Annotated in this window: 18 protein-coding genes and 1 pseudogene; 10 read left to right on the top strand and 9 right to left on the bottom strand. The window is 55.5% G+C overall.

Translation table 11 applies throughout. The annotated features are described in order from the left end of the window. Window positions 1–2: 2 nt before the first annotated feature. Entirely contained in the window at window positions 3–1,364 is a 1,362-nt protein-coding gene (mnmE, locus tag G5195_RS11740) for a tRNA uridine-5-carboxymethylaminomethyl(34) synthesis GTPase MnmE (protein WP_421223554.1), read from the top strand. A gap of 162 nt (window positions 1,365–1,526) precedes the next feature. Next, a complete protein-coding gene (locus G5195_RS11735) occupies window positions 1,527–1,718 on the top strand; it encodes a hypothetical protein (protein WP_421223552.1) in 192 nt (63 codons plus the stop codon). On the opposite strand, the gene G5195_RS11730 is transcribed toward G5195_RS11735, so the two are convergent. Genes G5195_RS11730 through G5195_RS11720 form a run of 3 tightly spaced genes read right to left on the bottom strand, consistent with a single transcriptional unit; the run spans window position 1,671 to window position 5,857 of the window. Next, window positions 1,671–2,651 (bottom strand): hypothetical protein, encoded by a 981-nt coding sequence (locus G5195_RS11730; RefSeq protein ID WP_216952506.1) that lies wholly within the window; start codon window positions 2,649–2,651, stop codon window positions 1,671–1,673. The genes G5195_RS11735 and G5195_RS11730 overlap by 48 nt on opposite strands. A gap of 16 nt (window positions 2,652–2,667) precedes the next feature. Further along, window positions 2,668–3,942 carry a hypothetical protein gene (locus G5195_RS11725; RefSeq protein ID WP_421223550.1) on the bottom strand — a complete coding sequence of 425 codons (1,275 nt, stop codon included), beginning with the start codon at window positions 3,940–3,942 and terminating at the stop codon, window positions 2,668–2,670. A gap of 40 nt (window positions 3,943–3,982) precedes the next feature. Further along, the gene (locus G5195_RS11720; protein WP_421223548.1) at window positions 3,983–5,857 is read right to left on the bottom strand and encodes an HAD-IB family phosphatase; all 1,875 of its coding nucleotides are present in this window, start codon (window positions 5,855–5,857) and stop codon (window positions 3,983–3,985) included. A gap of 296 nt (window positions 5,858–6,153) precedes the next feature. On the opposite strand from G5195_RS11720, the gene G5195_RS11715 reads away from it, so the two are divergent. Then, a complete protein-coding gene (locus tag G5195_RS11715; protein ID WP_100645812.1) occupies window positions 6,154–7,071 on the top strand; it encodes an IS5 family transposase in 918 nt (305 codons plus the stop codon). Here the strand turns inward: G5195_RS11715 and G5195_RS11710 are convergent. The 6 genes and pseudogenes from G5195_RS11710 to G5195_RS11685 all read right to left on the bottom strand — a co-directional run. Beyond that, window positions 7,052–7,351: pseudogene (locus tag G5195_RS11710) on the bottom strand (hypothetical protein); the annotation flags it as partial. The gene G5195_RS11715 and the pseudogene G5195_RS11710 sit on opposite strands and share 20 nt — an antisense overlap. 24 nt (window positions 7,352–7,375) lie before the next feature. Continuing rightward, window positions 7,376–9,358 carry a Fe(3+)-hydroxamate ABC transporter permease FhuB gene (fhuB, locus tag G5195_RS11705; protein ID WP_421236165.1) on the bottom strand — a complete coding sequence of 661 codons (1,983 nt, stop codon included), beginning with the start codon at window positions 9,356–9,358 and terminating at the stop codon, window positions 7,376–7,378. Next, complete coding sequence (locus G5195_RS11700) at window positions 9,355–10,239, bottom strand: ABC transporter substrate-binding protein (RefSeq protein WP_236375860.1); 885 nt, start codon at window positions 10,237–10,239, stop codon at window positions 9,355–9,357. The genes fhuB and G5195_RS11700 overlap by 4 nt, the downstream gene beginning before the upstream one ends. A gap of 33 nt (window positions 10,240–10,272) precedes the next feature. Then, window positions 10,273–11,037, bottom strand: a complete 765-nt coding sequence (locus G5195_RS11695; RefSeq protein WP_362771798.1) for an ATP-binding cassette domain-containing protein — start codon at window positions 11,035–11,037, stop codon at window positions 10,273–10,275. 46 nt (window positions 11,038–11,083) lie between these two features. Further along, complete coding sequence (locus G5195_RS11690; protein ID WP_421236164.1) at window positions 11,084–12,730, bottom strand: multidrug ABC transporter permease/ATP-binding protein; 1,647 nt, start codon at window positions 12,728–12,730, stop codon at window positions 11,084–11,086. Window positions 12,731–12,809: 79 nt separating this feature from the next. Continuing rightward, on the bottom strand, window positions 12,810–14,906 hold the full coding sequence (locus G5195_RS11685) for a TonB-dependent siderophore receptor (protein ID WP_421236163.1): 2,097 nt from the start codon (window positions 14,904–14,906) through the stop codon (window positions 12,810–12,812). Between the two features lie 396 nt (window positions 14,907–15,302). On the opposite strand from G5195_RS11685, the gene mioC reads away from it, so the two are divergent. From mioC to atpB, 7 genes are all read left to right on the top strand, one after another. After that, entirely contained in the window at window positions 15,303–15,752 is a 450-nt protein-coding gene (gene mioC, locus G5195_RS11680) for an FMN-binding protein MioC (RefSeq protein ID WP_335838293.1), read from the top strand. 508 nt (window positions 15,753–16,260) lie between these two features. After that, complete coding sequence (mnmG, locus tag G5195_RS11675; protein WP_100654726.1) at window positions 16,261–18,150, top strand: tRNA uridine-5-carboxymethylaminomethyl(34) synthesis enzyme MnmG; 1,890 nt, start codon at window positions 16,261–16,263, stop codon at window positions 18,148–18,150. Between the two features lie 21 nt (window positions 18,151–18,171). Then, a complete protein-coding gene (gene rsmG / locus G5195_RS11670) occupies window positions 18,172–18,798 on the top strand; it encodes a 16S rRNA (guanine(527)-N(7))-methyltransferase RsmG (RefSeq protein WP_421223538.1) in 627 nt (208 codons plus the stop codon). A gap of 26 nt (window positions 18,799–18,824) precedes the next feature. Further along, window positions 18,825–19,628: a ParA family protein gene (locus G5195_RS11665; RefSeq protein ID WP_005357226.1), complete on the top strand. Its 804-nt coding sequence runs from the start codon at window positions 18,825–18,827 to the stop codon at window positions 19,626–19,628. After that, on the top strand, window positions 19,625–20,533 hold the full coding sequence (locus tag G5195_RS11660; protein ID WP_421223536.1) for a ParB/RepB/Spo0J family partition protein: 909 nt from the start codon (window positions 19,625–19,627) through the stop codon (window positions 20,531–20,533). The genes G5195_RS11665 and G5195_RS11660 overlap by 4 nt, the downstream gene beginning before the upstream one ends. Before the next feature lie 190 nt (window positions 20,534–20,723). Next, window positions 20,724–21,134, top strand: coding sequence for an ATP synthase subunit I (locus G5195_RS11655; protein ID WP_216952492.1), 411 nt, complete (start codon window positions 20,724–20,726; stop codon window positions 21,132–21,134). Window positions 21,135–21,142: 8 nt separating this feature from the next. Continuing rightward, window positions 21,143–21,925: a F0F1 ATP synthase subunit A gene (gene atpB, locus G5195_RS11650; protein ID WP_216952488.1), complete on the top strand. Its 783-nt coding sequence runs from the start codon at window positions 21,143–21,145 to the stop codon at window positions 21,923–21,925. The last annotated feature ends 34 nt before the right edge of the window (window positions 21,926–21,959 follow it).

Raw genomic sequence — 21,959 nt, 5'->3', positions numbered from 1 at the left:
AGATGACAACAGATACGATCGTGGCCCAGGCCACCGCGCCAGGCCGTGGTGGCGTCGGCATAGTCCGGGTCTCCGGCCCCGCCGCCGAACAGGTCGCCGGGATAGTGCTCGGCAAGCTCCCTCGGGTGCGCTACGCCGAATATCTGCCGTTCAGGGATGAGCAAGGCCAGGTACTGGATCAGGGCATCGCCCTGCTGTTCAAAGCCCCCAACAGCTTCACCGGCGAGGATGTGCTGGAGCTGCAGGGCCACGGCGGCCCCGTCATCATGGACATGCTGATCCGCCGCATTCTGAAAATCGATGGCATCCGCCCTGCCCGCCCCGGCGAGTTCAGCGAGCGCGCCTTCATCAACGACAAGCTGGATCTGGCCCAGGCCGAAGCCATCGCTGACCTTATCGAAGCCTCCAGCGAACAGGCCGCCCGCAGCGCCATGCACTCCCTGCAGGGGCAGTTCTCCAGCAAAATCCAGCAACTGGTGGAGAGCCTGATCCGGCTGCGCATCTATGTGGAAGCGGCCATCGACTTCCCGGACGAGGAGATCGACTTCCTCTCTGACGGCAAGGTGGCGGGCGACCTCTACAGCATCATGTCCGAGCTGGACGACGTGCGCAGTGAAGCCAAACAGGGCGCTCTGCTGCGGGAAGGGATGAAGGTGGTGATCGCCGGTCGTCCCAACGCCGGCAAATCGAGCCTGCTCAACGCTTTGGCAGGGCGCGAGTCAGCCATCGTCACCGAGATTGCCGGTACCACCCGCGACGTACTGCGCGAGCATATCCATCTCGATGGTATGCCGCTGCACATCATCGACACAGCCGGTCTGCGCGACACTCAGGACAAGGTGGAGCAGATCGGTATCGAACGCGCCTGGGCCGAGATCGAACAGGCCGACCGGGTGCTGTTTATGGTGGATGGCACCACCACAGACGCGGTTGACCCGCGGGAGATCTGGCCGGAATTTGTTGATCGGTTGCCAAAAAACATCGGCCTCACCGTCATTCGCAACAAGGCCGACCTGACCGGCGAGGATCTGGCACCGAGCCAGGAGCAGGGCCACGCCGTCTACCGCATCTCCGCCAAGACCGAGCTGGGGCTGCCTGCCCTGCGCGAGCACCTGAAAGCCTGCATGGGCTTCCAGGGCAACACCGAAGGGGGCTTTATGGCCCGTCGCCGCCATCTGGATGCGCTGGAGCGCGCCGCCGAGCGCCTGCTGGTGGCCAAGGAGCAGCTGGAAGTGTTCATGGCCGGCGAGCTGGTGGCCGAAGAGCTGCGCCTCGCGCAAGAGTCCCTCTCCGAGATCACCGGCGAATTCAGCTCCGACGATCTGCTGGGCCGCATCTTCTCCAGCTTCTGCATCGGGAAGTAATGTGGTGAAAAATCAGCAATAAAAAGCAGCCAGTGAGAAAATAAGATATTGTAAATATTGGATTTTGTTTTTTACTGGCTATTCTTGCCTGATCTTGTTTCGTGAGAATTTACCCCGAAAGTACCCCGAAGTAACCTCTCGGGGTACTTTCGGGGGACACTCATGAAGATCAGCATCGAATTCTGCGCACCGGACGCCGAAGGCAAGCGCGCTCTGCGCTTAACCTACTACGCCGGCTCCTACCTTGATCCAGCCACAGGCATCCGCAAGCACAAACGCAACTGCGCCATCACAATGACCACAGCATCACTTGCTGATGATGTTTTCCACTACACCATAATCAAAGTGGGCTGACGGGAAGTTGCTGTGATATTTCATCGCCTGCTCGACAAACTCATCTGCCAATGGTGCTCGTTGTCGATAGTCATGAAACAGAATGGCCTGGAGATGTCCCAGCTTGCTGCGCTGCTCATCGGATGGCAAGCCCTCATCATCCAACAGGCAGACTGTGGGCCGCCCCATTAGAATGGACTCGGCATGTATGGAGGAAGCACCGTTGCACAACACAACATCAGCCTCCTGAATCGCTCGGATCGAGCACTCCTCAGCGGGAATGATGCAATCGGGAAAACGATTATTGAATAATTTCTCTACCTGCGCCACGTCCCGCCAAGCAGGTAACTTGACTCTGACATTTTCCGTTATAAGCGGAGCAAAGTAATCGACTATTCCTGAATCACCAAATCTCAGACGCAAGTGTTCAAACATACTGATGAACAGTACAATCCTCGGTTTATTTTTTTGGGCTGGCTGGCTAGGACGAGCACTTTTTGTATGCTTTATCCATCCACTTTCTATGACTTTCGTATGACGACCCAAGGTCGCCTGGAGTGCAGAGGATGAAAAAGGCGTAAGTATGTAGTCAAAAAGATCCAAAAACCTTAGTTCATTGAGATTTTTATCTCCAAAAGGAGTAAGAAGATCATGTGGAATATATATGGATTTCTTAGGTTTTAATTTTTGAATTATTTCTAATGGCGATAAATAATTTGGGTAGTGTTCATTAAATTTTGGCGCCAAAAACTTTGCAACATCTCTAGTTAAATTAGTATGTGCTGATGTAATGTAGACAACATCCTCACCAATAAAGGGGGCAAGTAAATCTTCATCCTGCGCTGTGAGTTGGCCAAAATCCAACTCTGTGACATCATAACCAACCGCCCTAAGGTATTTGCATAAATCAGCCAACACATACTCAGAATCTACGCCTGAGGTAACAATTTTCATGAGGTCTGGCCTTTTATTATGTGGTAATTTGAGAAACAGCAAACTGATTATCGCTTGCTCTTATCCCCACTCGCGGTGTACGCGTCAACTTGGTGTCAATGACATCAATAATGAGAGTGCTGCCAACCTCAACCATTACCTTGGTAGACATGACAGAGAGTGCAATAATAGTAGAGTACTGCCCAGCGGTAACATTCACCTCTTCACTTGGTATAAATTTAGGCTCACTTATTATCCTCCAACTACCATCATTAACCCATAATGTGATAACAGGCATATCTGCCGTGGATGCCTGAAGCATACAGGCATACATATGACTATCTTGCGGGCCTGAATAGCAAGCGACCAGAGAAGCATGTCCACTCCCAGCCCCCAACCACGAAAATTTAGCCTTTATACTAATCACATCATCTACAGCAGTTTTTGCCTGAGCAATGGCCAGAGAAAAACCATCAGCTGGCGCCATAAAACCAATCTTGGTCGAATCAAATGGTGTTATCATCAAATTCTCCCAATAGAAATTTTCGGTATTGCAAATTGGGAGTCTAGCCGCCCTAAGTGTTACACAGCTGGGCGACTCAGTATAAATCGCCGGTGCAGAACCAAATACAGAATAAGAACCATCAGGCAAACATCCAATAGAGACAAAATCACATTTTTGATTTTCCGAAAGCTGTGCTATCTCATAGAAACCAACCTTATGAAGACATTTTCTAGTGTTCTTGCTATGTACCACAAAATGGCAATTATCGATATATAAAATATGACTTTGACAAGCCCTCAGAAGTAGATTTAGGATATGTCGCTCACCAAAAAAATCCTGCATCAGCCAAGGTGATGCGATACCAATACTTGTTACATGACGATCTTTCAAATGCAATACAAAATCGTCAACATTGCGAACATAAATAACTTCCTGATCTTGCAACAGTAACGAGACACCATCATGTAGCACTGGACATGCAAAAACTATATTGCACTGCTGCCAACTCTTGATATTTTTAGAAATACCAACAAAAACATCTTCAAGCTCAGCCGCTGTAACTATCACATCGTGGACATTGGCTGATGACATCACCGGTAATGAACTGACTTTCTCGCGCAGAAGTTCTGTTATAGCCTGAAGTCTGGAGATATCATCACGCAGAGTTAGCTGCCCCTCTGACAGTTGCTGGTTACCTTGCTCAATCCCCTGACTCAGATTAACCAGCTGTTCTGAAAAAATGAGATCAGCATCGCACTTTCCTGAACACCTCAGGAATGATTGGAGAAAACGCGTAAATCGACTCATGGTATCGTCATCCAATAATTATTATTCAGTACAGTTTTGCCTAACTGCTCTCTTCAGGTATACAGACAAGGGCATAGAAATGGGTGTTATCCCATCGGTTGTACTCTTTTGGATAAATATCAACAACTTCCTTAATGCTGAAACCGGCTTGACGTATAAGATCTATCTCATGCTGTAGCCATCTATATTCAGAGTAGTAATCTGTTCCTAGCTCTTTGGAGTAACCATCAACAATGACATCTTCAGTACACCCCATCTGATGCTTGACTATCAAAGTACCAGCAGGTCGTATCCATGAGCGAGCCTTCTGATAAATCCGTTCCGCCTCTGTTCTATTGAAGAAATTCATCACACCAAAAATGGTAACAAGATCAAATTTCTCTGCCACATCAAATATATTGAGATCTTCATTAATAACTTTCAGGTTGTCCATTCTTTTTATAAAATCGCTAAAGTTAGAATATTTTTCTACAGCGACTATTTTAGAGAAATCTTCTGTAAGGTGATTAACAAGCAGCCCAGTACCAGCACCAAGATCAAGCAGGGTTTTACTTTTATCTGAGAAACGTTTGACTAACTCAATATCAAAAATAGAAAAATCGGGGGCTTTATTTCTAGTCTCTATTGGTGATTTTATTTTGCTGGCTAGTTTTTCATAATAACTATTTATTTTATGATTACCACTACTCCACGAGTCCACAAAATCAACAGCTTTCTTATAGTCTTCATAAGTGTCAATATCTTGCGCTCGTATTATCTTCGCAGACATTGGCAATAATGGTTCTAAAAGATTGTAAAGATGGCCCGAGGTAAATCTTATATTTTCCCTGCGGATGGCAGCAGGTCCAGACCACTCGTAATCACCATCATCTCTGGAAAATGAAACAACTTGTTCTTGTTCATTGAGCTTCACAAAAACTGCGTCTTCGCTCACTTTTTGACTCACCCCAATAAATTCTTGCTCTGCTTCAATGCACTGAGCAATATCATCTGGGTGAACTAATAGATCCCCATCCCAAGCAATAATCATTTCATTAGCATGTTTACCACCAAGATAGAGACTAGCGCCAGTTTTAGAGTGAAAATAATCGTGATTGAAAACAAAAATAATATCTTTTCTGATCGAGCATACTTCATCAATAAGACTGCTAGCCTGAAAACCAACAACTATTCTAAGATCACTTACATGCCGGAATTGTTCTAGCTGTAGATGAATAAGTGGCACCCCTTGTAGCTTAATAAGCGACTTTGTTTGTCCCAGCCCAAGGCGCGAACCAACCCCCGCAGCACTAATTACCACTGACCTTCCATTTTGAGGTGATTTTATCTGTTGCAGTAACCTGAGCATAGCAACAGAATCATATACTGCATAATCTGCAACTTGCATTACCGTATTTGCCGGTTGGTGAATCAAGCCGCAAGCAATAGAAACATCAGCGATCCTCATGGCCTCAGCATCATTATTTCCATCACCGATGAAAACGACTTGCTCACCTTGCGCTTGATACTCTTTAACAATATCTTCTTTCTTTAGTATTTTGGTTAATCTAACCTTGCCATTGGCATCAACTTCCCCTTCTGATGATCGAATTACGCACTCTATTTTTTTGGCTAATTCTGCGATCCAGCCATTATAATTTCCAGTGGCAATAATACAGTCATCACGGTTACTATTGATAAAATCGAGCAGAGACTGGTTAAGGGGAATATCCGCTACGATGCGAGCAACTTGAGCCACATCTAGGTGACCAAGTATGTCAACCCGCTTGATGAAACTTTCCATGAATGGGATCTGACCATTAATAGTCTGGGCAGTTAACTCTTCTATTTGCGTAGTGACATTGAAACTTTTAGCTATGATAGGCAATGTTTCACAGCAGCTAAGTGTTCCGTCGAGATCGAAAATAAATTTCATCCTTTGCCTCGCTAGGTTGGCAATATCTAAACGTTTGTATTTATAAGACAATAAGCAAGTGAAGTCGAGACAATCTGGCGCAGGATCATACCCAGATCAGATGGACTTAGCCCACGATGGTAGACATATTCTGTTCTCACGACGAGACTTATTCGAAGACCTTTGGTGTGGCGCGCATCCAAGGTGGCTCTAGCGTCGCACTCTGTAGGGCGTTGTTGCCTAAATCGATGCAGTTTGAAGGGAACTTACTGAGGACTCGGAGATCTGATCACCACCATCCTCTTCAAGTTTGCATCATGGGCACGTCGCTTCACCCCATCACCAACTGGCCTACATACAACAAGTCTTTGATTAACCGTGGTTCACTCACCTTCTGGGTTGATGCCGAAGCCATGAACAGCTGGTTTCACCACGACCATCATGGGCGCCGAGGTCGCAGCCAGCTTTACACCGACCAGACCATCTGTACCTTCCTGATGCTCAAGGGGATTTTCAACCTCACTCTGCGGGCCACTCAGGGACTACTAGACTCCCTGTTCGAGTTGATGAATGTACCGTTGTGCGCACCGGACTATAGCTGCGTCAGCAAGCGAGCACGCTCGGTGACTGTGGCTTATCGACAGCCCCCAAAGGAACGTATTACCGACTTGGTTATCGACTCAACCGGGCTCAAGGTGTTTGGGGAAGGCGAGTGGAAGGTCAGAAAACACGGTTCGGAGAAGCGGCGAGTGTGGCGCAAGTTGCATCTGGCGGTAGACCCGGTGACCCACGATATCGTGGCGGCGGAAGTCTCACTGGAAAATGTCCATGATGCCGAGGTGTTGCCCACCTTGCTCAACCCTCTGCGGCGTAAGCTGGGACATGTTTATGCGGATGGTGCCTATGACAGCAAAGCCAGCCATCAGCTTATCTCGCGCAAAGGGGCGACAGCCTGTATCCCGCCTCGTAAGAGCGCGGGGCTATGGAAAAAGGGGCATCCAAGAAATGAGGCCGTGCTGGTGATGCGCAAGAAAGGGCTGGCGCACTGGAAGAAGATATCGGGGTATCACCGTCGCTCGCTGGCAGAGACGGCGATGTATCGGCTCAAGCAATTGCTGGCGGGGAAAATCAGTCTGCGTAACTACAACGGCCAAGTGGGAGAAGTCATGGCGTATGTTAGCGCCATAAACAAGCTGAATACCCTTGGTCTACCTGTCAGAAAGCCCCGAGTGTAGCGGTCACCAGGGGCTGGGGCAGTTGCTGCTTGATGGTTGATTTGGGAAACAACGCCACTCTGTAGTAGAACGCTTCAATGCAATCGAAGATTTCGGCGCGGGCCAGATCGTGGGTTTTGTTGATCCTTTTTATGATGCGATCTTTTTTTCAGCGAACTGAAGAACGATTCAGAGACAGCATGATCCCAACAGTTGCCACGTCGGCTCATATTGGGGGCCAAGTTATTGGCCCCAAAAAACACTGCCTATCGTTACTGCCATATTGGCAACCCTGATCCGACTACACGATAGCCAATCCACAAACCTAAAGGCGGCGCAGGCACCACATGAAGTAAGCGCCCCCCAACAGGGTGGAGACCAGTCCGACCGGCACCTCCTGCGGGAAGATGATCTGCTGGCCGACCCAGTCCGCCGACACCATCAACAGGGCGCCGGAAGCGGCGGCCCCAAGCAGATGCCAACGTGCCCGCACCAACCCCATCAGCTTGGCCATATGCGGCGCCAGCAGACCGATGAAGGAGAGCGGCCCCACCACCAGGGTGGCACTGGCGGTGAGAACGGCCACCAGCAGCAGGATGGCGAGCTGGGCACGGTTGAGGCGAATGCCGAGTGCGGTCGCCACCGCACTCCCCATTGGCAGCAGATCGAGCCAGCGGCTGACAAGCAGGCAGGCGGCCAGCATCAACAGCGCCAGCCCCACCAGCCCATAGGCCACCGGCAGGGTGACGTAATAGGTAGAACCGGACATCCAGGAGAGCAGTTGCTGCACCCGCAGGTCGCCGTTGGCCAGCGCAATGGCCTGCAGCGGCTCAAACAGTGCCGTGATGGCGATACCTGAGAGCAGGATCCGCTCCGGCTGGAAGCCGTGCTTGCGATTGACCACCACCAGCAGCAACAGGCAGCCGAAGGCTCCGAGCAAGCCACCGGCCAGCATCAGCGGCAGGGGCAACGCGGGCAGCAGCAGCGCTGTGGTAATCACCCCCATAAAGGTGCCGCCGCTCACCCCCAGCAGCTCCGGACTCGCCATCGGGTTGTTGCTGACCCGCTGCAACAGGGTGCCCGCCAGCGCCAGCAGCACGCCAGCCGCCCCCGCAGCCAGAGTGCGCGGCAGCCGCCACTCCAGCTGGGCCTGCCAGCGGAGCCAGCTTGGCCAGCTCCAGCCCGCCATTCCCTGCCCAACCAGCAGGGAGGCGACCACGGCCAGCAGCAGCCCGACCAGCAACAGGCCGATAAGGCGAGCCGGAGCCGGATGGCGAGCCACCTGCAGAGCGGCGTTTGCCTTAGGCGTACCCGACTTGATGCCAAGGCGCGGGATCAGCCAGAGCAGCAGCGGCGCGCCCAGCAATGCGGTCATGGCGCCGGTGGGGATCAATACCGGCCAGAAGCGGCTCAGACTCTGCAGCAGCAGATCGGTCGCCGCCAGCAGCAGGGCGCCGAGGATCGGTGCCCACAACAGGCGCTGGCCAAGCTGGCGGATCCCGAGCAGCCGCACCATGGCGGGCGCTGCCAGCCCGATAAAGCCGATCAGCCCCACAACGCTCACCACGCAAGCGGTGACAAACACCGCCAGCCCAAGTCCGGCAAAACGCAGATGCTGAAGGGAGACCCCCAGACTGCGGGCGCTGGCATCATCCAGCTCCAGCACCGCCAGCGGGCGCACCAGTACTGCGGCCAGCAAAGCGGCTGCCAGCAGGCGGGGTAACAGGTAACTCACCCCGCTCCAGCTGTTCTGCACTAGCGAGCCACTGCCCCACACCAGCAAACCTTTCAGCTCCTCCTGAAAGAACAGCAAGAGCCCCATGCTGATGGCCGCCAGATAGAGGTTGATCACCAGCCCGGCAAAGACGATGACCACCGGATTGAGCTGGCGACGCCAGGCCAGGGCAAACACCAGTGCCATCGCAAGGCTGCCACCGGCCATGGCGATCAACTCCCGCCCCAGCAGCAACCAGGAGGGGGCAAACAGGGTCACCATCATCAACGCCAGTTGGGCACCGGAGGCCACCCCCAAGGTGGTCGGTGACGCGAGCGGGTTGCGCAGCACCTGCTGCATCAGGGTGCCTGCCAGCCCGAGCGCCGCCCCGGCCAACAGGGTGACAGCCAAGCGGGGCAGCCAGCTGAAATGCACCACCGCTTGGCTGACATCATCCAGATTGGGGGCGAAGAGGCTCTGCCACCAGAGCGCACCGGGCAGCTGGCGAGCCAGCTCCCAATACGCGAGCAAGAGGGTCAACCCCAGCAGGATCGAGACAGGCCGCAGCAGCGGCGATGTGAGCAGTCGCTTCATCGGCTAGCCTCCATACGCTCGGCATCTTGCAGCAATGCATCGCTGAGCAGACCGGCGAAACGGCGGGCGGCCAATACGCCGCCAAAACTCCAGACCGCAGGCAGATGCAGCACGGGCGCCTGCCGTACCAGCGGCAGATGCTGCCACAGCCCAGGCTCCTGCAGCCGTTCGCTCACTCCGACCGGGATGGGATCGACCACCACCAGCCGCGCGGTTGGCAAGGTCATAAACTGCTCGATGCTGACCACCGAGAAACCCCAGTCATTGGTCTGCTCCTGCCAGCCATTACGCAGCCCGAGCCGCGTCATCACCGCATCGAACAGGCTGTGGCGACCAAACACCCGCACATGGCGCTCATCGATAAACTGCACCACCAGCAGGGGCGGCAGATCCGCAGGCAATCTGGCCTGCATGCTGGCGAGATCACGATCCAGCCCGGCCAGCAGCCGTTCGCCCTCGGCGGTTTTGCCCACCATGCGGGCGAGGGTCAGGGTCACCTCGTGCAGTCTCTGCCACAGATCGGTTTGCCCATCATAGAGGGCGATGGTGCTCACCGGCGCGATGCGGGAAAGAGTTGGCGCCAGCGGGGCCGCCAGCGGCGAGATGAGGATGCGATCGGGTTTGAGCTCCGCCAGCAGCTCACGGTTGGGCTGGGTGCGCAGGCCGATATCCACCACTCCGGCAGGTAGCCGTGGCTCGCCGACCCATGCCTGATAGGGGCCTGCATCCCCAACGGCCAGCGGCGTCACCCCGAGCGCCAGCAGGGTCTCGGCGATGGTCCAGTCGACGGTGGCGATACGGGGTAGCGGCGCAGAGGCGATCGGGGATGTGTCGGCCTGCGCCGCTAGTGGCAGCAGCAGGCTGATAAGGCAGGGTGCCATCTTCTTCAATAAACGGTTCAAGAGAGCCCCCGGTCAGACGATGGCGATGGGATGAGCATGAGCCGGATGGCGAATGACCTCCATCGGGATGCCATAGATGGCGTTCAGGGTCTCGCTGGTCATGATCCCCTCCGGTTCGCCGTGGGTGAGCAGGCGGCCGGAGTGGAGCGCCACCAACCGATCACAGAAGCGGGAGGCCATATTGATGTCGTGAATGACGATGATGACCCCAAGGTTTAGCTGACGGCTCAACTGCTTGACCAGCGTCAGCACCTCCACCTGATGGGCCACATCCAGCGCGGCCAGCGGCTCGTCCAGCAGGATGAAGCGGCTCTCCTGCGCCAGCAGCATCGCCAGCCAGACCCTGCCCCGCTCGCCGCCGGAGAGGGTATCCACCAGCCGATCGGCAAAGCGTTCGGTATGGGTAAGGGCGATGGCCCGATCGACCTGACGGTGATCCTCCGCCCCCATCCGGCCCAACAGGCCGCGCCAGGGATAGCGGCCCATCTCCACCAGCTCCCGCCCGAGCAGATTCTCGGCGCTCGGCAGATGCTGGGGCAAATAGGCCACCTGACGGGCAAACTCCCGGTTGCCCCAGTCGGGTAGCGGCTTGCCATCGAACAGGATCTCTCCATCACTCAAGGGTTGCTGGCGTGCCAGCAGCTTGAGCAGGGTCGATTTACCCGACCCATTGTGGCCGATGAGGCCATAGACCTGTCCCTGCTCGAAACGCAGGTCGGTGGGGTGCAGCAGCGTGCGGTCATTGACCGTGAAGCTGGCTGATTTCATCTCGAACATAAGCAATTCCTGTGCTGGCTTGCCGCCAGTCTCATCGGTGCCGGCATCAAGCTGGCACCTCGCAATCCAGATGGGCAATCGCATCACGGCTCACTGCGGCGCGGCACGCCCCGGTCAGTTCGGTGAGCTGGCCCTGACGCATCTCCAGCAGGCGATCGGCCAGCGGGAAATAGTGATCATCGTGACTGATAGCAATTACCGTCTTGCCCATCTCCTTGAGGCGCGGCAACAGCAGCTGATAGAAGATGCGGCGGAACTGGGGATCCTGATCCGCAGCCCACTCGTCAAACAGCATCACCTCGCGCTGCTCGGCCAGCGCCAGCAGCAGAGCGACCCGCTTGCGCTGCCCTTGGGAGAGCTCTATATCGGCGATAAAGCCATCCTCGATGGTGAGCTTGCTGCCCATCTGCAACCGCTCCAGCCACTCGGCCACCAGCTCATCCTTGGGTTCCGGCCCCAGCAGGTGCTGGAACAGGTGATAGTCGGTGAAGATGGCGGAGAAGAGCGCCAGATAGCCGTTGCGATCGGTGATCGGCTCACCATCCAGCAGGATCCGGCCCGATACCGGCTGGTAAAGGCCGGTCAGCAGCATGGCCAGCGTCGACTTGCCGGAGCCATTGCCACCGATGATGAAGATCTGCTCCCCCTTTTCGATGACCAGATCGATGGGGCCAACGGCAAAACCGCCCTCCCCCTGATAGTGAAAGCTCACCTGCTCCAACTCGATACGCTGCCAGGGGCGGATGGCGGGCGGCAGCGGGAAGTCCGCATCCGGCTCGGCCAGATTGAGGGCGGCGATCTTGTCGAACGCCACCTGAGCGGCAAGCAGGGTCGGCAGGGCGCCAATCCCCTGCAACAGCGGGGTGCGCAGGAACAGCAGGGTCAGCGCAAAGGTAGCAGCCACATTGGTGTTGGCCCAGCCAAGGCCGTTGGCCAGAAAGAAGACCAGACCGATCGCCCCCAGCATCATGATATTCGACCAGTTCACCGCGCTCAGGTGATAGGTGTCGGCGCGGATGATCTGCTGGCGGTAGTCACGGGCATTTTGCTCATAGAGCTGGTGGTAAACGAAGTGAGCCCGCTCGCGGTTTAGCGCCAGCTCCTTGCTGCCGGCGATGATGGCCTGATAGTTCTGATAGAGCCGATCTTCGGCCTGACGCATGTGGGAGAGATGGCGATAAACACGGTTCACCAACAACCAGCCCACCACCATGGTAATCGTGACCCAGAGCGCGGTCACCCCGAGTAATGCAGGAGAGAGCCAGCCAAGATAGAGGGCAGAGCCCAGCGTGAGTACCAGCCCCTGCACCAGCTCAGGCAGGCGCACGAAGGCAATGGTGATCTGGCCGATATCGCTGGAGAGGGAGGCCAGCAGCGGCCCCTGACCAATCTGGCGGATGCGGGCGACATCGCTATCCAACAGTTGCTTGAGCAGACGGCCACGCAACCGGTAGACAAAATGGTGACCGAGAGTGGTCAGGGCCAGCTGAGATCCGAGTGTGATCACCAGCAGCAGCACTATCAGGCCGACCAGCTGACCGAGGATCGGCAGCGGATCACCTATAGATTCGATAAGATACTGATTAATAAAAGCAATAACGCCAATCCCGCTGACGGCACTGAGCAGACTGAGCAGGGTAATGGCGATAAAAGGCCAACGATATTGGCGATAAACCAGAGACAAGAGTTCCATAACGGACCGGTATTCCAGAGAGGTCAGAACAACTGCGGGTGAAAAGAAGGGCGGGAATCCGGTTCCCGCCCGACTTCGATTACCAGCGGTAGTTGATGCTGCCCACTACGCTGCGCGGCTCGCCGTAGTAGCAGTAATAGTCACAACTGGCCACGTAGGTTTCACCCAGCAGGTTGTTGACGTTGAGCTGGGCACGCCAGTTCTTGGCAAAGTCATACCCGATCATCGCATCCCAGACGGTATGGGCCGGCACCTCGGCAGAGCCGTAGATGGGGGTGAAATCCGCATTCACGGCGCCAATACCCACGCTGGAACCGATATAACGTACACCGGTACCCAGCTCCAGACCCGAAGCCACCCCTTGCTGCACCTTGTAGTTGCCCCAGAAGGAGGCCTGGTGGCGAGGGATCAGGCTGGCATGGCGATCGCCACTGCCGGTGTCGTTGGTTTTGGCATCTGTGTAGGTATAAGCAGCGGTCAGACGCAGCGCATCGGTCACCTGCACGCTCCCTTCCAGCTCAACCCCCTGAGAGGTCACTTCACCCGCCTGGGTCTGCTGGCCGGAACCGGTAGAGACCAGCGAGTTGGTCTGGGCCAGATCGAACAGCGCCAGATTGATGTAACCGTCGAGGAAGGCAGGCGCATACTTCACGCCGGTCTCGTAGAGCTTGCCCTTGAGCGGCTTGTAGGAGTTTCGGGTGTTGGGATCGATCCCCGGCAGCACCTCGAACGACTCGGCATAGGCAAAGTAGGGAGAGAGGCCGTTGTCGGCCAGATACATCAGGCTGCCCGAGAGGGAGAGCTCGTGATCGTACTGGCGCTCGTCCTGGCTGGTATTGGTGTTGTGGGTCTCCACATAGTCGAAACGGCCACCGGCAGTCAGCAACCAGCGATCGTCCCAGCGGATCTGGTGCTGGGCATAGAGGCCGCTCTGGCCCTTGCTGCTCTTCTGGTGAGTGGCGGTCGACTCGTCAAAACCGGGGAAGCCGCTGTAATCCGGGTTCATGGTATTGATGGTGCCCATGGCGTAGTTGTCGGCCTCGACCCCTTCATTGACATGACGCTGCAGATCCACCCCCAGCAGCAAGGTCTGCTCGGTGCTGTCGGTGTTCCAGTAGCCCACCATCTGGTTGTCCATGGTGGCACTCTTGGTATTGCCATCACGGTAAACCAGGCCACGACTGGCAGTTGTGCCTTCATAGGTCGGGAAGATATAGGTCTGGCGCAGCAGCAGATCGTTGTAGTTGAAGCGGACGTTCTGCTTGAACTCCCAAGTCTGGTTGAGCTGGTGGGCCAGCTCGTAACCGGTGGAGATCTGGGTATTGCGGTTGCGATCGTAATCCGGCTGGCTCAGGTTGGTAGAGGGATCAATCTGGCCACCTGATGTATTCAGGGTGCCATAGACCGGGAAGAAGCCGTTGGTCGGGACCCCTTCGTCGTGCAGGAAGCTGGCCAGCAGGGTCAGGCTGGTACGATCCGAAAGATCGAAGGTGACGCTCGGCGCCAGATAAACCCGATCGTTGTAGGTGCCGGTAAGCACACCATCACGCTCTTTATAAAGAGCAACCATGCGGTAGCGGCTGTTGTCGGAGAGCGCGTCAGAGACATCCACCCCGACCTGACGATGATCCCGGCTGCCAAGCTGCAGATCTACTTGCCCTTGCGGCGTGGCGGTCGGTCGCTTGCTGATGGCATTGATCACCCCGCCCGGAGGCGCCTCACCGTAAAGGATCGAGGCTGGCCCCTTCAGCACTTCCACACTCTCCAGACCGAACGGTTCCGGCGTCCAGACGTAGTAGCCGGTGCCAAACAACCGGTTGCCATCCAGATAAGAGGCGGCATCGAAGCCACGCACCTTGAACCAGTCGGTGTTGTTGTCTGAGCCATAGAGGCCGGTCAATACGCCGGAACGGTAGCGAATCGCTTCATCCAGCTGCAACACGGCGTGCTGATCCAGCTCCTCGCGATTAACCACGGAGACGGCGCGAGGGGTCTCGGCCATCGGCACTTCCACCTTCATAGCCGTACCTGTCACCACCATGGTTTCGCTGGCTTTGGGCAGCTCAGCGGTGGTTTGTTCGGCCATCAGCGGCAGGGAGACGAGCAAACCGGAGAGCGAAAGCACGCCGAAGGCGCCCTTCTTGCCGGGTCCTGTAGTGTATTTTTGCGCAATCATATTAAAGTCTCGTTTATCAATGAGTTATGTTGTTTTAATTGTTATTTGTGGTCGTTTGTCGCGACATCACCCTGTTCCATGGGCGAATAAAGCAGCGCAATCCTACTACAGGAGCCGTGATCGAATCGATTCAATAATTGCTAATCATTTGCATCTACATTGTTATCTGACTGCATCGTTGGCAGGATTTCGCGGGAGGTGGGAGCCATCAGGAGAGCTATGAGCGGAGAAGAAAATGGGGAGGAATATAAAGAAGCAGAAAAAAGATCGGCAGGATGGATCCGGTGGCATTATCTGACTGGATCCATTATCCCCAAGCTTTATCCATATTTATCCACACCCTTTGGCGGTAGAATCCGGCTTTCCGTTTCTTTGTCTGAAATCAGGATCCATTCCATGGCCAAACTCAATCTCGTCGTCGGCTCCATGCTGGGCGCCGCCGAATATGTCGCAGACCACGTCGCCAACCTGCTGGAACAGGCTGGCCACCAGACCCGGATCCACAACCCGGCCAAGCTGGCAGAGGTACTGGATGATGCGGGATCCATCCTGCTGGTGGTCACTTCCACCCATGGTGCCGGGGATGTGCCCGACAACCTGCAACCCTTCGCCAAGGAGCTTGCCGAGCAGCATCCGGATCTTAATTCATTGAAATATGGCGTGATCGCCCTTGGTGACAGCAGTTATGACACCTTTTGCCAGGGCGGCAAGACGCTGGATCGCCTGCTGGCCGAGTGCGGAGCCAGCCGGATTGGCGAGCGACTCGACATCGATGTGACCCAACACGAGATCCCCGAAGATGCCGCAGAAGTGTGGATCCGCGACTGGATGACGATGATCGCCTGATCGGCGTGCGGGAGATCCTGAAAAAAAGCTTGATCTCCCCACTTATCCCCAGATCGACTATCCACCATGTTATTAACAGATTGATCCGGGGGGGTTGTTCTACAAGGTTACCCACAACGCCCAGGGGTAATGTGCATAACTACGGTGTAAAGCTCTGTAAAACCTATAGTTATCCATGTATTAGATCCAGACCGACAGACATCTGTGTATAAAAGTCCTGGTTATCCCCTCGTTCACCGGGCCAGGATCCAAGCTTTTCCACAAGCTAGGATCGTCCTTAAATTAATGATCTTTATGATCAAAAAGTGCTTATCAACAGAAAGGGCGGATCCTAATAAGAGATCCAGTAAAAGATCGATCTAAAGATCCTTAAGATCTAATTAGTGGATCCTCCCTTCATACTGAACGTTAAGTAGACGTTCCCCTCAGGACGCGAAACAGATAGAATGTTCCGCCCTTTAGCCCAGGCAAATAAAGATCTTCAGGCGTGCAGATCAAGGTGATCCCAATGCAATACCATGAACAATTTGATGTGATCGTCGTCGGTGGCGGTCATGCCGGAACCGAAGCAGCAACAGCGGCAGCCCGTATGGGCATGAACACCCTGTTGCTGACCCACAATATCGATACGCTGGGACACATGTCCTGTAATCCGGCGATCGGCGGGATCGGCAAGGGACACCTGGTCAAGGAAGTTGACGCACTCGGCGGGATCATGGCGCGTGCCATCGATCTTGGCGGGATCCAGTTCCGCACCCTCAACTCCTCCAAGGGCCCGGCAGTGCGAGCCACTCGTGCCCAGGCGGATCGCCTGCTCTACAAGGCCGTCGTTCGCCAGATGCTGGAGAACTACCCGAACCTGAAGATCTTCCAGCAAGCCTGTGACGATCTCATCATGGACGGGGATCGTGTTGCCGGTGTGGTCACCCAGAGCGGGATCCGCATCAGCGGCAAGACAGTGGTGCTGACGGTCGGTACCTTCCTGAACGGTTTGATCCACATCGGGATGGAAAACTACAAGGGCGGCCGTGCCGGGGATCCTCCCTCGATCGCCTTGGCCCAGCGCCTGCGTGAACTGCCGCTGCGCATCGATCGTCTCAAGACGGGTACGCCGCCGCGCATCGATGCCCGCAGCGTCGATTTCTCCGTAATGCAGGAGCAGCACGGTGACGATCCGCGCCCCGTCTTCTCGTTTATCGGCAATGCCAGCCAGCATCCCCGTCAAGTGCCCTGCTACGTCACCCACACCAACGAGCGTACCCACGAGGTGATCCGCAATAACCTGGATCGCAGCCCCATGTACGCCGGGGTGATCGAGGGGATCGGCCCGCGCTACTGCCCGTCGATCGAAGACAAGATCACCCGTTTCGCCGACAAGACGGCTCACCAGATCTTCGTCGAACCGGAAGGCCTGACCACCCACGAACTCTATCCGAACGGGATATCCACCAGCCTGCCGTTTGACGTGCAGGTGCAGATCGTCCGTTCTGTGCGCGGCTTCGAGAACGCCCACATCACCCGCCCCGGCTATGCCATCGAATATGATTTCTTCGATCCGCGGGATCTCAAGGCCAACATGGAGAGCAAGTGCATTCCAAACCTGTTCTTCGCTGGCCAGATCAACGGTACGACCGGTTACGAAGAGGCGGCGGCACAAGGCCTGATGGCCGGTCTGAACGCCGCGCTGCGTGCCCAGGACAAGGATCCCTGGAACCCGCGTCGGGATCAGGCCTACATGGGCGTGATGATGGACGATCTCTCCACTCTGGGGACCCGCGAGCCTTACCGCATGTTCACCAGCCGCGCCGAATATCGCCTGCTGCTGCGTGAAGACAACGCCGATATCCGCCTGACCGCCATCGGTCGCGAACTGGGTCTGGTGGATGACGAGCGCTGGAGCAAATTCAACGCCAAGATGGAACAGGTCGAGCTGGAGCGTCAGCGCATGCGTTCAACCTGGATCCACCCGCAACATCCGTCACTGGAAGCGGTCAACGCCTTGGTCAACACCCCGCTGACCCGCGAACAGAGTCTGGAAGAGCTGCTGCGTCGCCCCGAGGTGACCTATGATGCGCTGATGGCAATCGAAGGTGTCGGCCCTTCCGTGACTGATCCTGCCGCGGCCGAACAGGTTGAGATCCAGATCAAGTACGCCGGTTACATCGAACGTCAGCACGATGAAGTGGAAAAACAGCTGCGCAACGAGAACACCCTGCTGCCGCTGGATCTGGACTATCGCGAGGTGAACGGCCTCTCCAACGAGGTGAAAGCCAAGCTGAACGATGCCAAACCGCAGACCATTGGTCAGGCTTCCCGCATCTCCGGCATCACCCCGGCGGCCATCTCCATCCTGCTGGTTCACCTGAAAAAACACGGCCTGCTGCGTAAAACCGCCTGAGGATTCTTACCGTTGGAAAATATGCTGGAAAGATTGAACGGCCTGCTCATGCAGGCCGGAATTGTTATCACCGATATCCAAAAGAGCCAACTGGTGCAGTTGGTCGAGTTGCTGCACAAGTGGAACAAGGCTTACAATCTCACCTCGGTGCGAGATCCGGACGCCATGCTGGTCAAGCATATCCTCGATAGCCTGGTGGTAAGCCCCCACTTGCACGGTGAGCGCTTCATCGACGTGGGGACAGGTCCCGGCCTGCCGGGATTGCCGCTGGCGATCATCAATCCGGACAAGCAGTTCGTCCTGCTCGACAGTCTGGGCAAGCGGATCAACTTCATCCGCCAGGTGATCCAGGAGCTGGGTCTGACCAATGTGACGCCGGTCAAATCCCGGGTTGAAGAGTATCAACCCGAGGTGGGATTTGATGGTGTACTGAGTCGGGCATTTGCCTCGCTGGAGGACATGCTGAGCTGGTGTCACCACCTGCCGTCAGAACAGGGCAGCTTCCTCGCGCTCAAGGGACAATATCCCGAGCAGGAGCTGGCCCAGTTGCCTGCCAATATCCGTCTGGTAGCCTGTCATGAGTTGCGGGTGCCGGAGCTGGAAGGCGAACGTCATCTGCTGGAATTCAAACATATCCAGCCCGAATAGGGTCGCAGTTTCATTTAGGGGATCGTGTGGGAAAAGTCATCGCCATAGCCAACCAGAAGGGTGGAGTGGGTAAAACCACCACCTGTGTGAATCTGGCCGCCTCCATGGCTGCCACCCGGCGCAAGGTGCTGGTGATCGATCTGGATCCGCAGGGCAATGCCACCATGGGCAGCGGTGTCGACAAGTATGACGTCGAGCGCACCGCCTATGAGCTGCTGATCGAGGATGCCCCCATCAGCGAAGTGATCATCCCCGAAACCACCGGGGGCTATCACCTGATTGCCGCCAACGCCGACGTGACCGCGGCCGAAATCCGTCTGATGGAATTTTTCGCCCGCGAAATCCGCCTGCGCAATGCGCTGGCCTCGGTGCGGGACAAATACGACTACGTCTTCATCGACTGCCCGCCCTCTCTCAACATGCTGACCGTGAACGCCATGGCCGCCGCCGACTCAGTGCTGGTGCCCATGCAGTGCGAATATTACGCGCTGGAGGGGCTCACCGCCCTGGTTGACACCATCAGCAAGCTGGCCGCCGTGGTCAATCCGGAGCTCAAGATCGAAGGGGTGCTGCGCACCATGTTCGATCACCGCAACCGGCTGGCCAATGATGTGTCCGATCAGCTAAAACAGCACTTTGGCGACAAAGTCTACCGCACCATCATTCCCCGCAACGTTAGACTGGCTGAGGCCCCGAGTTTCGGTGCCCCGGCCATGCACTATGACAAATCATCGGTGGGCGCCAAGGCCTACCTGGCACTGGCTGGCGAGATCCTGCGCCGCCAGGAGCAGGAACGTCAGGCGACCATCGCAGACCGAGAGAGCATATGACTCCGAAAAAACGTGGACTGGGCAAGGGGCTGGATGCCCTGCTCAGTACCAGCACGGCTGCCCGCCAGAAACAGGTGATGAGCGATCAACGTACTGAAGAGGCCATGGCCCCCACCAATCAGGGCGAGCTGCGCAAGCTGCCGGTGGAGTGGTTACAGTCCGGCAAGTACCAGCCCCGCAAGGATATGTCCCAGGATGCACTGGAAGAGCTTGCCAACTCCATCCGCGCCCAGGGGGTGATCCAGCCCATCGTGGTACGCCCTCTCGGCGAACAATCCTTCGAAATCATCGCCGGTGAACGGCGCTGGCGCGCGTCCCAGCTGGCGCGGCTCGAGGTGGTGCCCTGCATCGTCAAGGATGTACCCGACGAGGCTGCCGTTGCCATCGCGCTGATTGAGAACATCCAGCGGGAAGACCTCAATGCCATCGAAGAGGCGGTCGCTTTACAAAGACTACTGACCGAATTCGAACTCACCCACCAGCAGGTGGCCGAGGCGGTGGGCAAGTCCCGCACCACGGTGACCAACCTGCTGCGTCTCAACCAGCTCAACGACGACGTGAAGCGTTTCGTCGAGCATGGCGACCTCGACATGGGTCATGCCCGAGCCCTGCTGGCCCTGAGCGGTCAGGCTCAGTCCGAACTGGCCAAGCTGGTTGCCCAGAAAGGGCTGACTGTACGCGATACCGAGAAGCTGGTGCAAAAAGCGCTTGAACCGGCAAAAGCCAGGGTCGAACTGGCTCGAGATCCTCAGATCGGCTATCTGGAGCGCCAGTTGGCAGAAAAAATAGGCAATCAGGTGCAACTTCAGCCTGGCAAGCGGGATAGCGGAAAGTTAGTAATAAGTTACGAGAATTTATCCGATTTGGACCGTATATTGGGCTATTTTGGCGTGTCAGAATCGTGATTCTTACGCTTTTTGTAGTAATAAAACATCCATTCCTTTTGATATGGCCATAACCTTGATTTGCCGCGGAAAGCCGCAAAAATTAAGGATTTTTGTCATATTGCAATAGCGGCCCTCAAGGGTATAATTTGACCGGCTTTAAGAGCTGTTAACATGGGGTCTTCGGATCCCGATTTTTTACAGTTCTGTAATGTTCAGGGGTAGGTTGGTGAAGCAGAAAATAGCCTTGGAAGGTTTTACGCTAGCCTGGGTTATGCTCGTTTGTCAGCTCATCCTGATCCTGGCGATGAGTGCTGTCTGGTTTTATCAGATTAGTGCCAGCGCCGGTTATTCCGCCCTTTACGGAGGGGGGATGTACTGGGTTCCTCAAGCCTTGTTTACTGTCTGGGTGCTGCGCCGCAAGGTGACAACCGAGAGTGTGGGCCTGGTTTTGCGGGACTTTTATGGTGGGGCTGGGATTAAGCTCGTTTCGACAGCAGGTCTGTTTGCTCTGTTGTTTGGTGCGAAAGTCGAGGTCGTTACCGTCTCGTTTTTTGCCACTTATATCCTCGCCCTCGTTGTACAGTGGATAGTCTCATTCACGCTTAACAACCACTATTAGGAAAACTCATGTCTGCAACCGGAGAAGTCCTGACTCCTCAGGGATATATCTCCCACCACCTGACCCACCTTCAAGTCGGGTCCGGGTTCTGGACGGTGAATATCGACTCAATGGTATTCTCCGTCGTGCTAGGCGCCCTGTTTATCCTGCTGTTCCGCAAAGTAGCCGTTAACGCTACCAGCGGGGTGCCGGGTAAGCTGCAGTGCTTTGTGGAGATGCTGGTCGAGTTTGTGAATGGTAACGTCAAAGACATCTTTCATGGTCGCAACAAGGTCATCGCACCTTTGGGGTTGACTGTGTTTGTCTGGATCTTCCTGATGAACCTGATGGATCTGATCCCCGTTGACTTTATCCCTCACGCTGCACAATTGATGGGTATTCCCTATCTGCGTGTGGTTCCCTCTGCTGACGTTAACATCACCATGTCCATGGCTTTGGGCGTGTTCTTCTTGATCCTGTATTACAGCATCAAGGTCAAGGGTATCGGCGGGTTTGTGAAGGAGCTGACGCTTCAGCCTTTCAACCACCCGGCGGCCATCCCGGTTAACCTCATCCTGGAAACTGTTACGCTGGTATCCAAACCGGTCTCTCTGGGTCTTCGACTGTTCGGCAACATGTATGCTGGCGAACTGATCTTTATCCTGATTGCGGGTTTGCTACCCTGGTGGTCACAGTGGATCCTGTCCGTGCCTTGGGCAATTTTCCACATCCTGATCATCACTTTGCAGGCATTCATCTTCATGGTTCTGACCATCGTCTATCTGTCGATGGCACAGGAAGACCATGGTTGATGCGACTCAAATAATCCTTTTTATACAATCAATT

The organism is Aeromonas sp. 601039 (genome assembly GCF_049174415.1).
GTDB classification, from domain to species: Bacteria; Pseudomonadota; Gammaproteobacteria; order Enterobacterales; family Aeromonadaceae; genus Aeromonas; species Aeromonas veronii_A.
The sequence above is the reverse complement of the archived record's forward strand: the minus strand, read 5'-3'. Positions and strand labels throughout refer to the sequence as shown.

Coding starts and splice junctions, on each gene's coding strand:
- mnmE (WP_421223554.1), top strand. CDS start 3: ATGACAACAGATACGATCGTGGCCCAGGCCACCGCGCCAGGCCGTGGT.
- G5195_RS11735 (WP_421223552.1), top strand. CDS start 1,527: ATGAAGATCAGCATCGAATTCTGCGCACCGGACGCCGAAGGCAAGCGC.
- G5195_RS11730 (WP_216952506.1), bottom strand. CDS start 2,651: ATGAAAATTGTTACCTCAGGCGTAGATTCTGAGTATGTGTTGGCTGAT.
- G5195_RS11725 (WP_421223550.1), bottom strand. CDS start 3,942: ATGAGTCGATTTACGCGTTTTCTCCAATCATTCCTGAGGTGTTCAGGA.
- G5195_RS11720 (WP_421223548.1), bottom strand. CDS start 5,857: ATGAAATTTATTTTCGATCTCGACGGAACACTTAGCTGCTGTGAAACA.
- G5195_RS11715 (WP_100645812.1), top strand. CDS start 6,154: ATGGGCACGTCGCTTCACCCCATCACCAACTGGCCTACATACAACAAG.
- fhuB (WP_421236165.1), bottom strand. CDS start 9,358: ATGAAGCGACTGCTCACATCGCCGCTGCTGCGGCCTGTCTCGATCCTG.
- G5195_RS11700 (WP_236375860.1), bottom strand. CDS start 10,239: ATGGCACCCTGCCTTATCAGCCTGCTGCTGCCACTAGCGGCGCAGGCC.
- G5195_RS11695 (WP_362771798.1), bottom strand. CDS start 11,037: ATGTTCGAGATGAAATCAGCCAGCTTCACGGTCAATGACCGCACGCTG.
- G5195_RS11690 (WP_421236164.1), bottom strand. CDS start 12,730: ATGGAACTCTTGTCTCTGGTTTATCGCCAATATCGTTGGCCTTTTATC.
- G5195_RS11685 (WP_421236163.1), bottom strand. CDS start 14,906: ATGATTGCGCAAAAATACACTACAGGACCCGGCAAGAAGGGCGCCTTC.
- mioC (WP_335838293.1), top strand. CDS start 15,303: ATGGCCAAACTCAATCTCGTCGTCGGCTCCATGCTGGGCGCCGCCGAA.
- mnmG (WP_100654726.1), top strand. CDS start 16,261: ATGCAATACCATGAACAATTTGATGTGATCGTCGTCGGTGGCGGTCAT.
- rsmG (WP_421223538.1), top strand. CDS start 18,172: ATGCTGGAAAGATTGAACGGCCTGCTCATGCAGGCCGGAATTGTTATC.
- G5195_RS11660 (WP_421223536.1), top strand. CDS start 19,625: ATGACTCCGAAAAAACGTGGACTGGGCAAGGGGCTGGATGCCCTGCTC.
- G5195_RS11655 (WP_216952492.1), top strand. CDS start 20,724: ATGTTCAGGGGTAGGTTGGTGAAGCAGAAAATAGCCTTGGAAGGTTTT.
- atpB (WP_216952488.1), top strand. CDS start 21,143: ATGTCTGCAACCGGAGAAGTCCTGACTCCTCAGGGATATATCTCCCAC.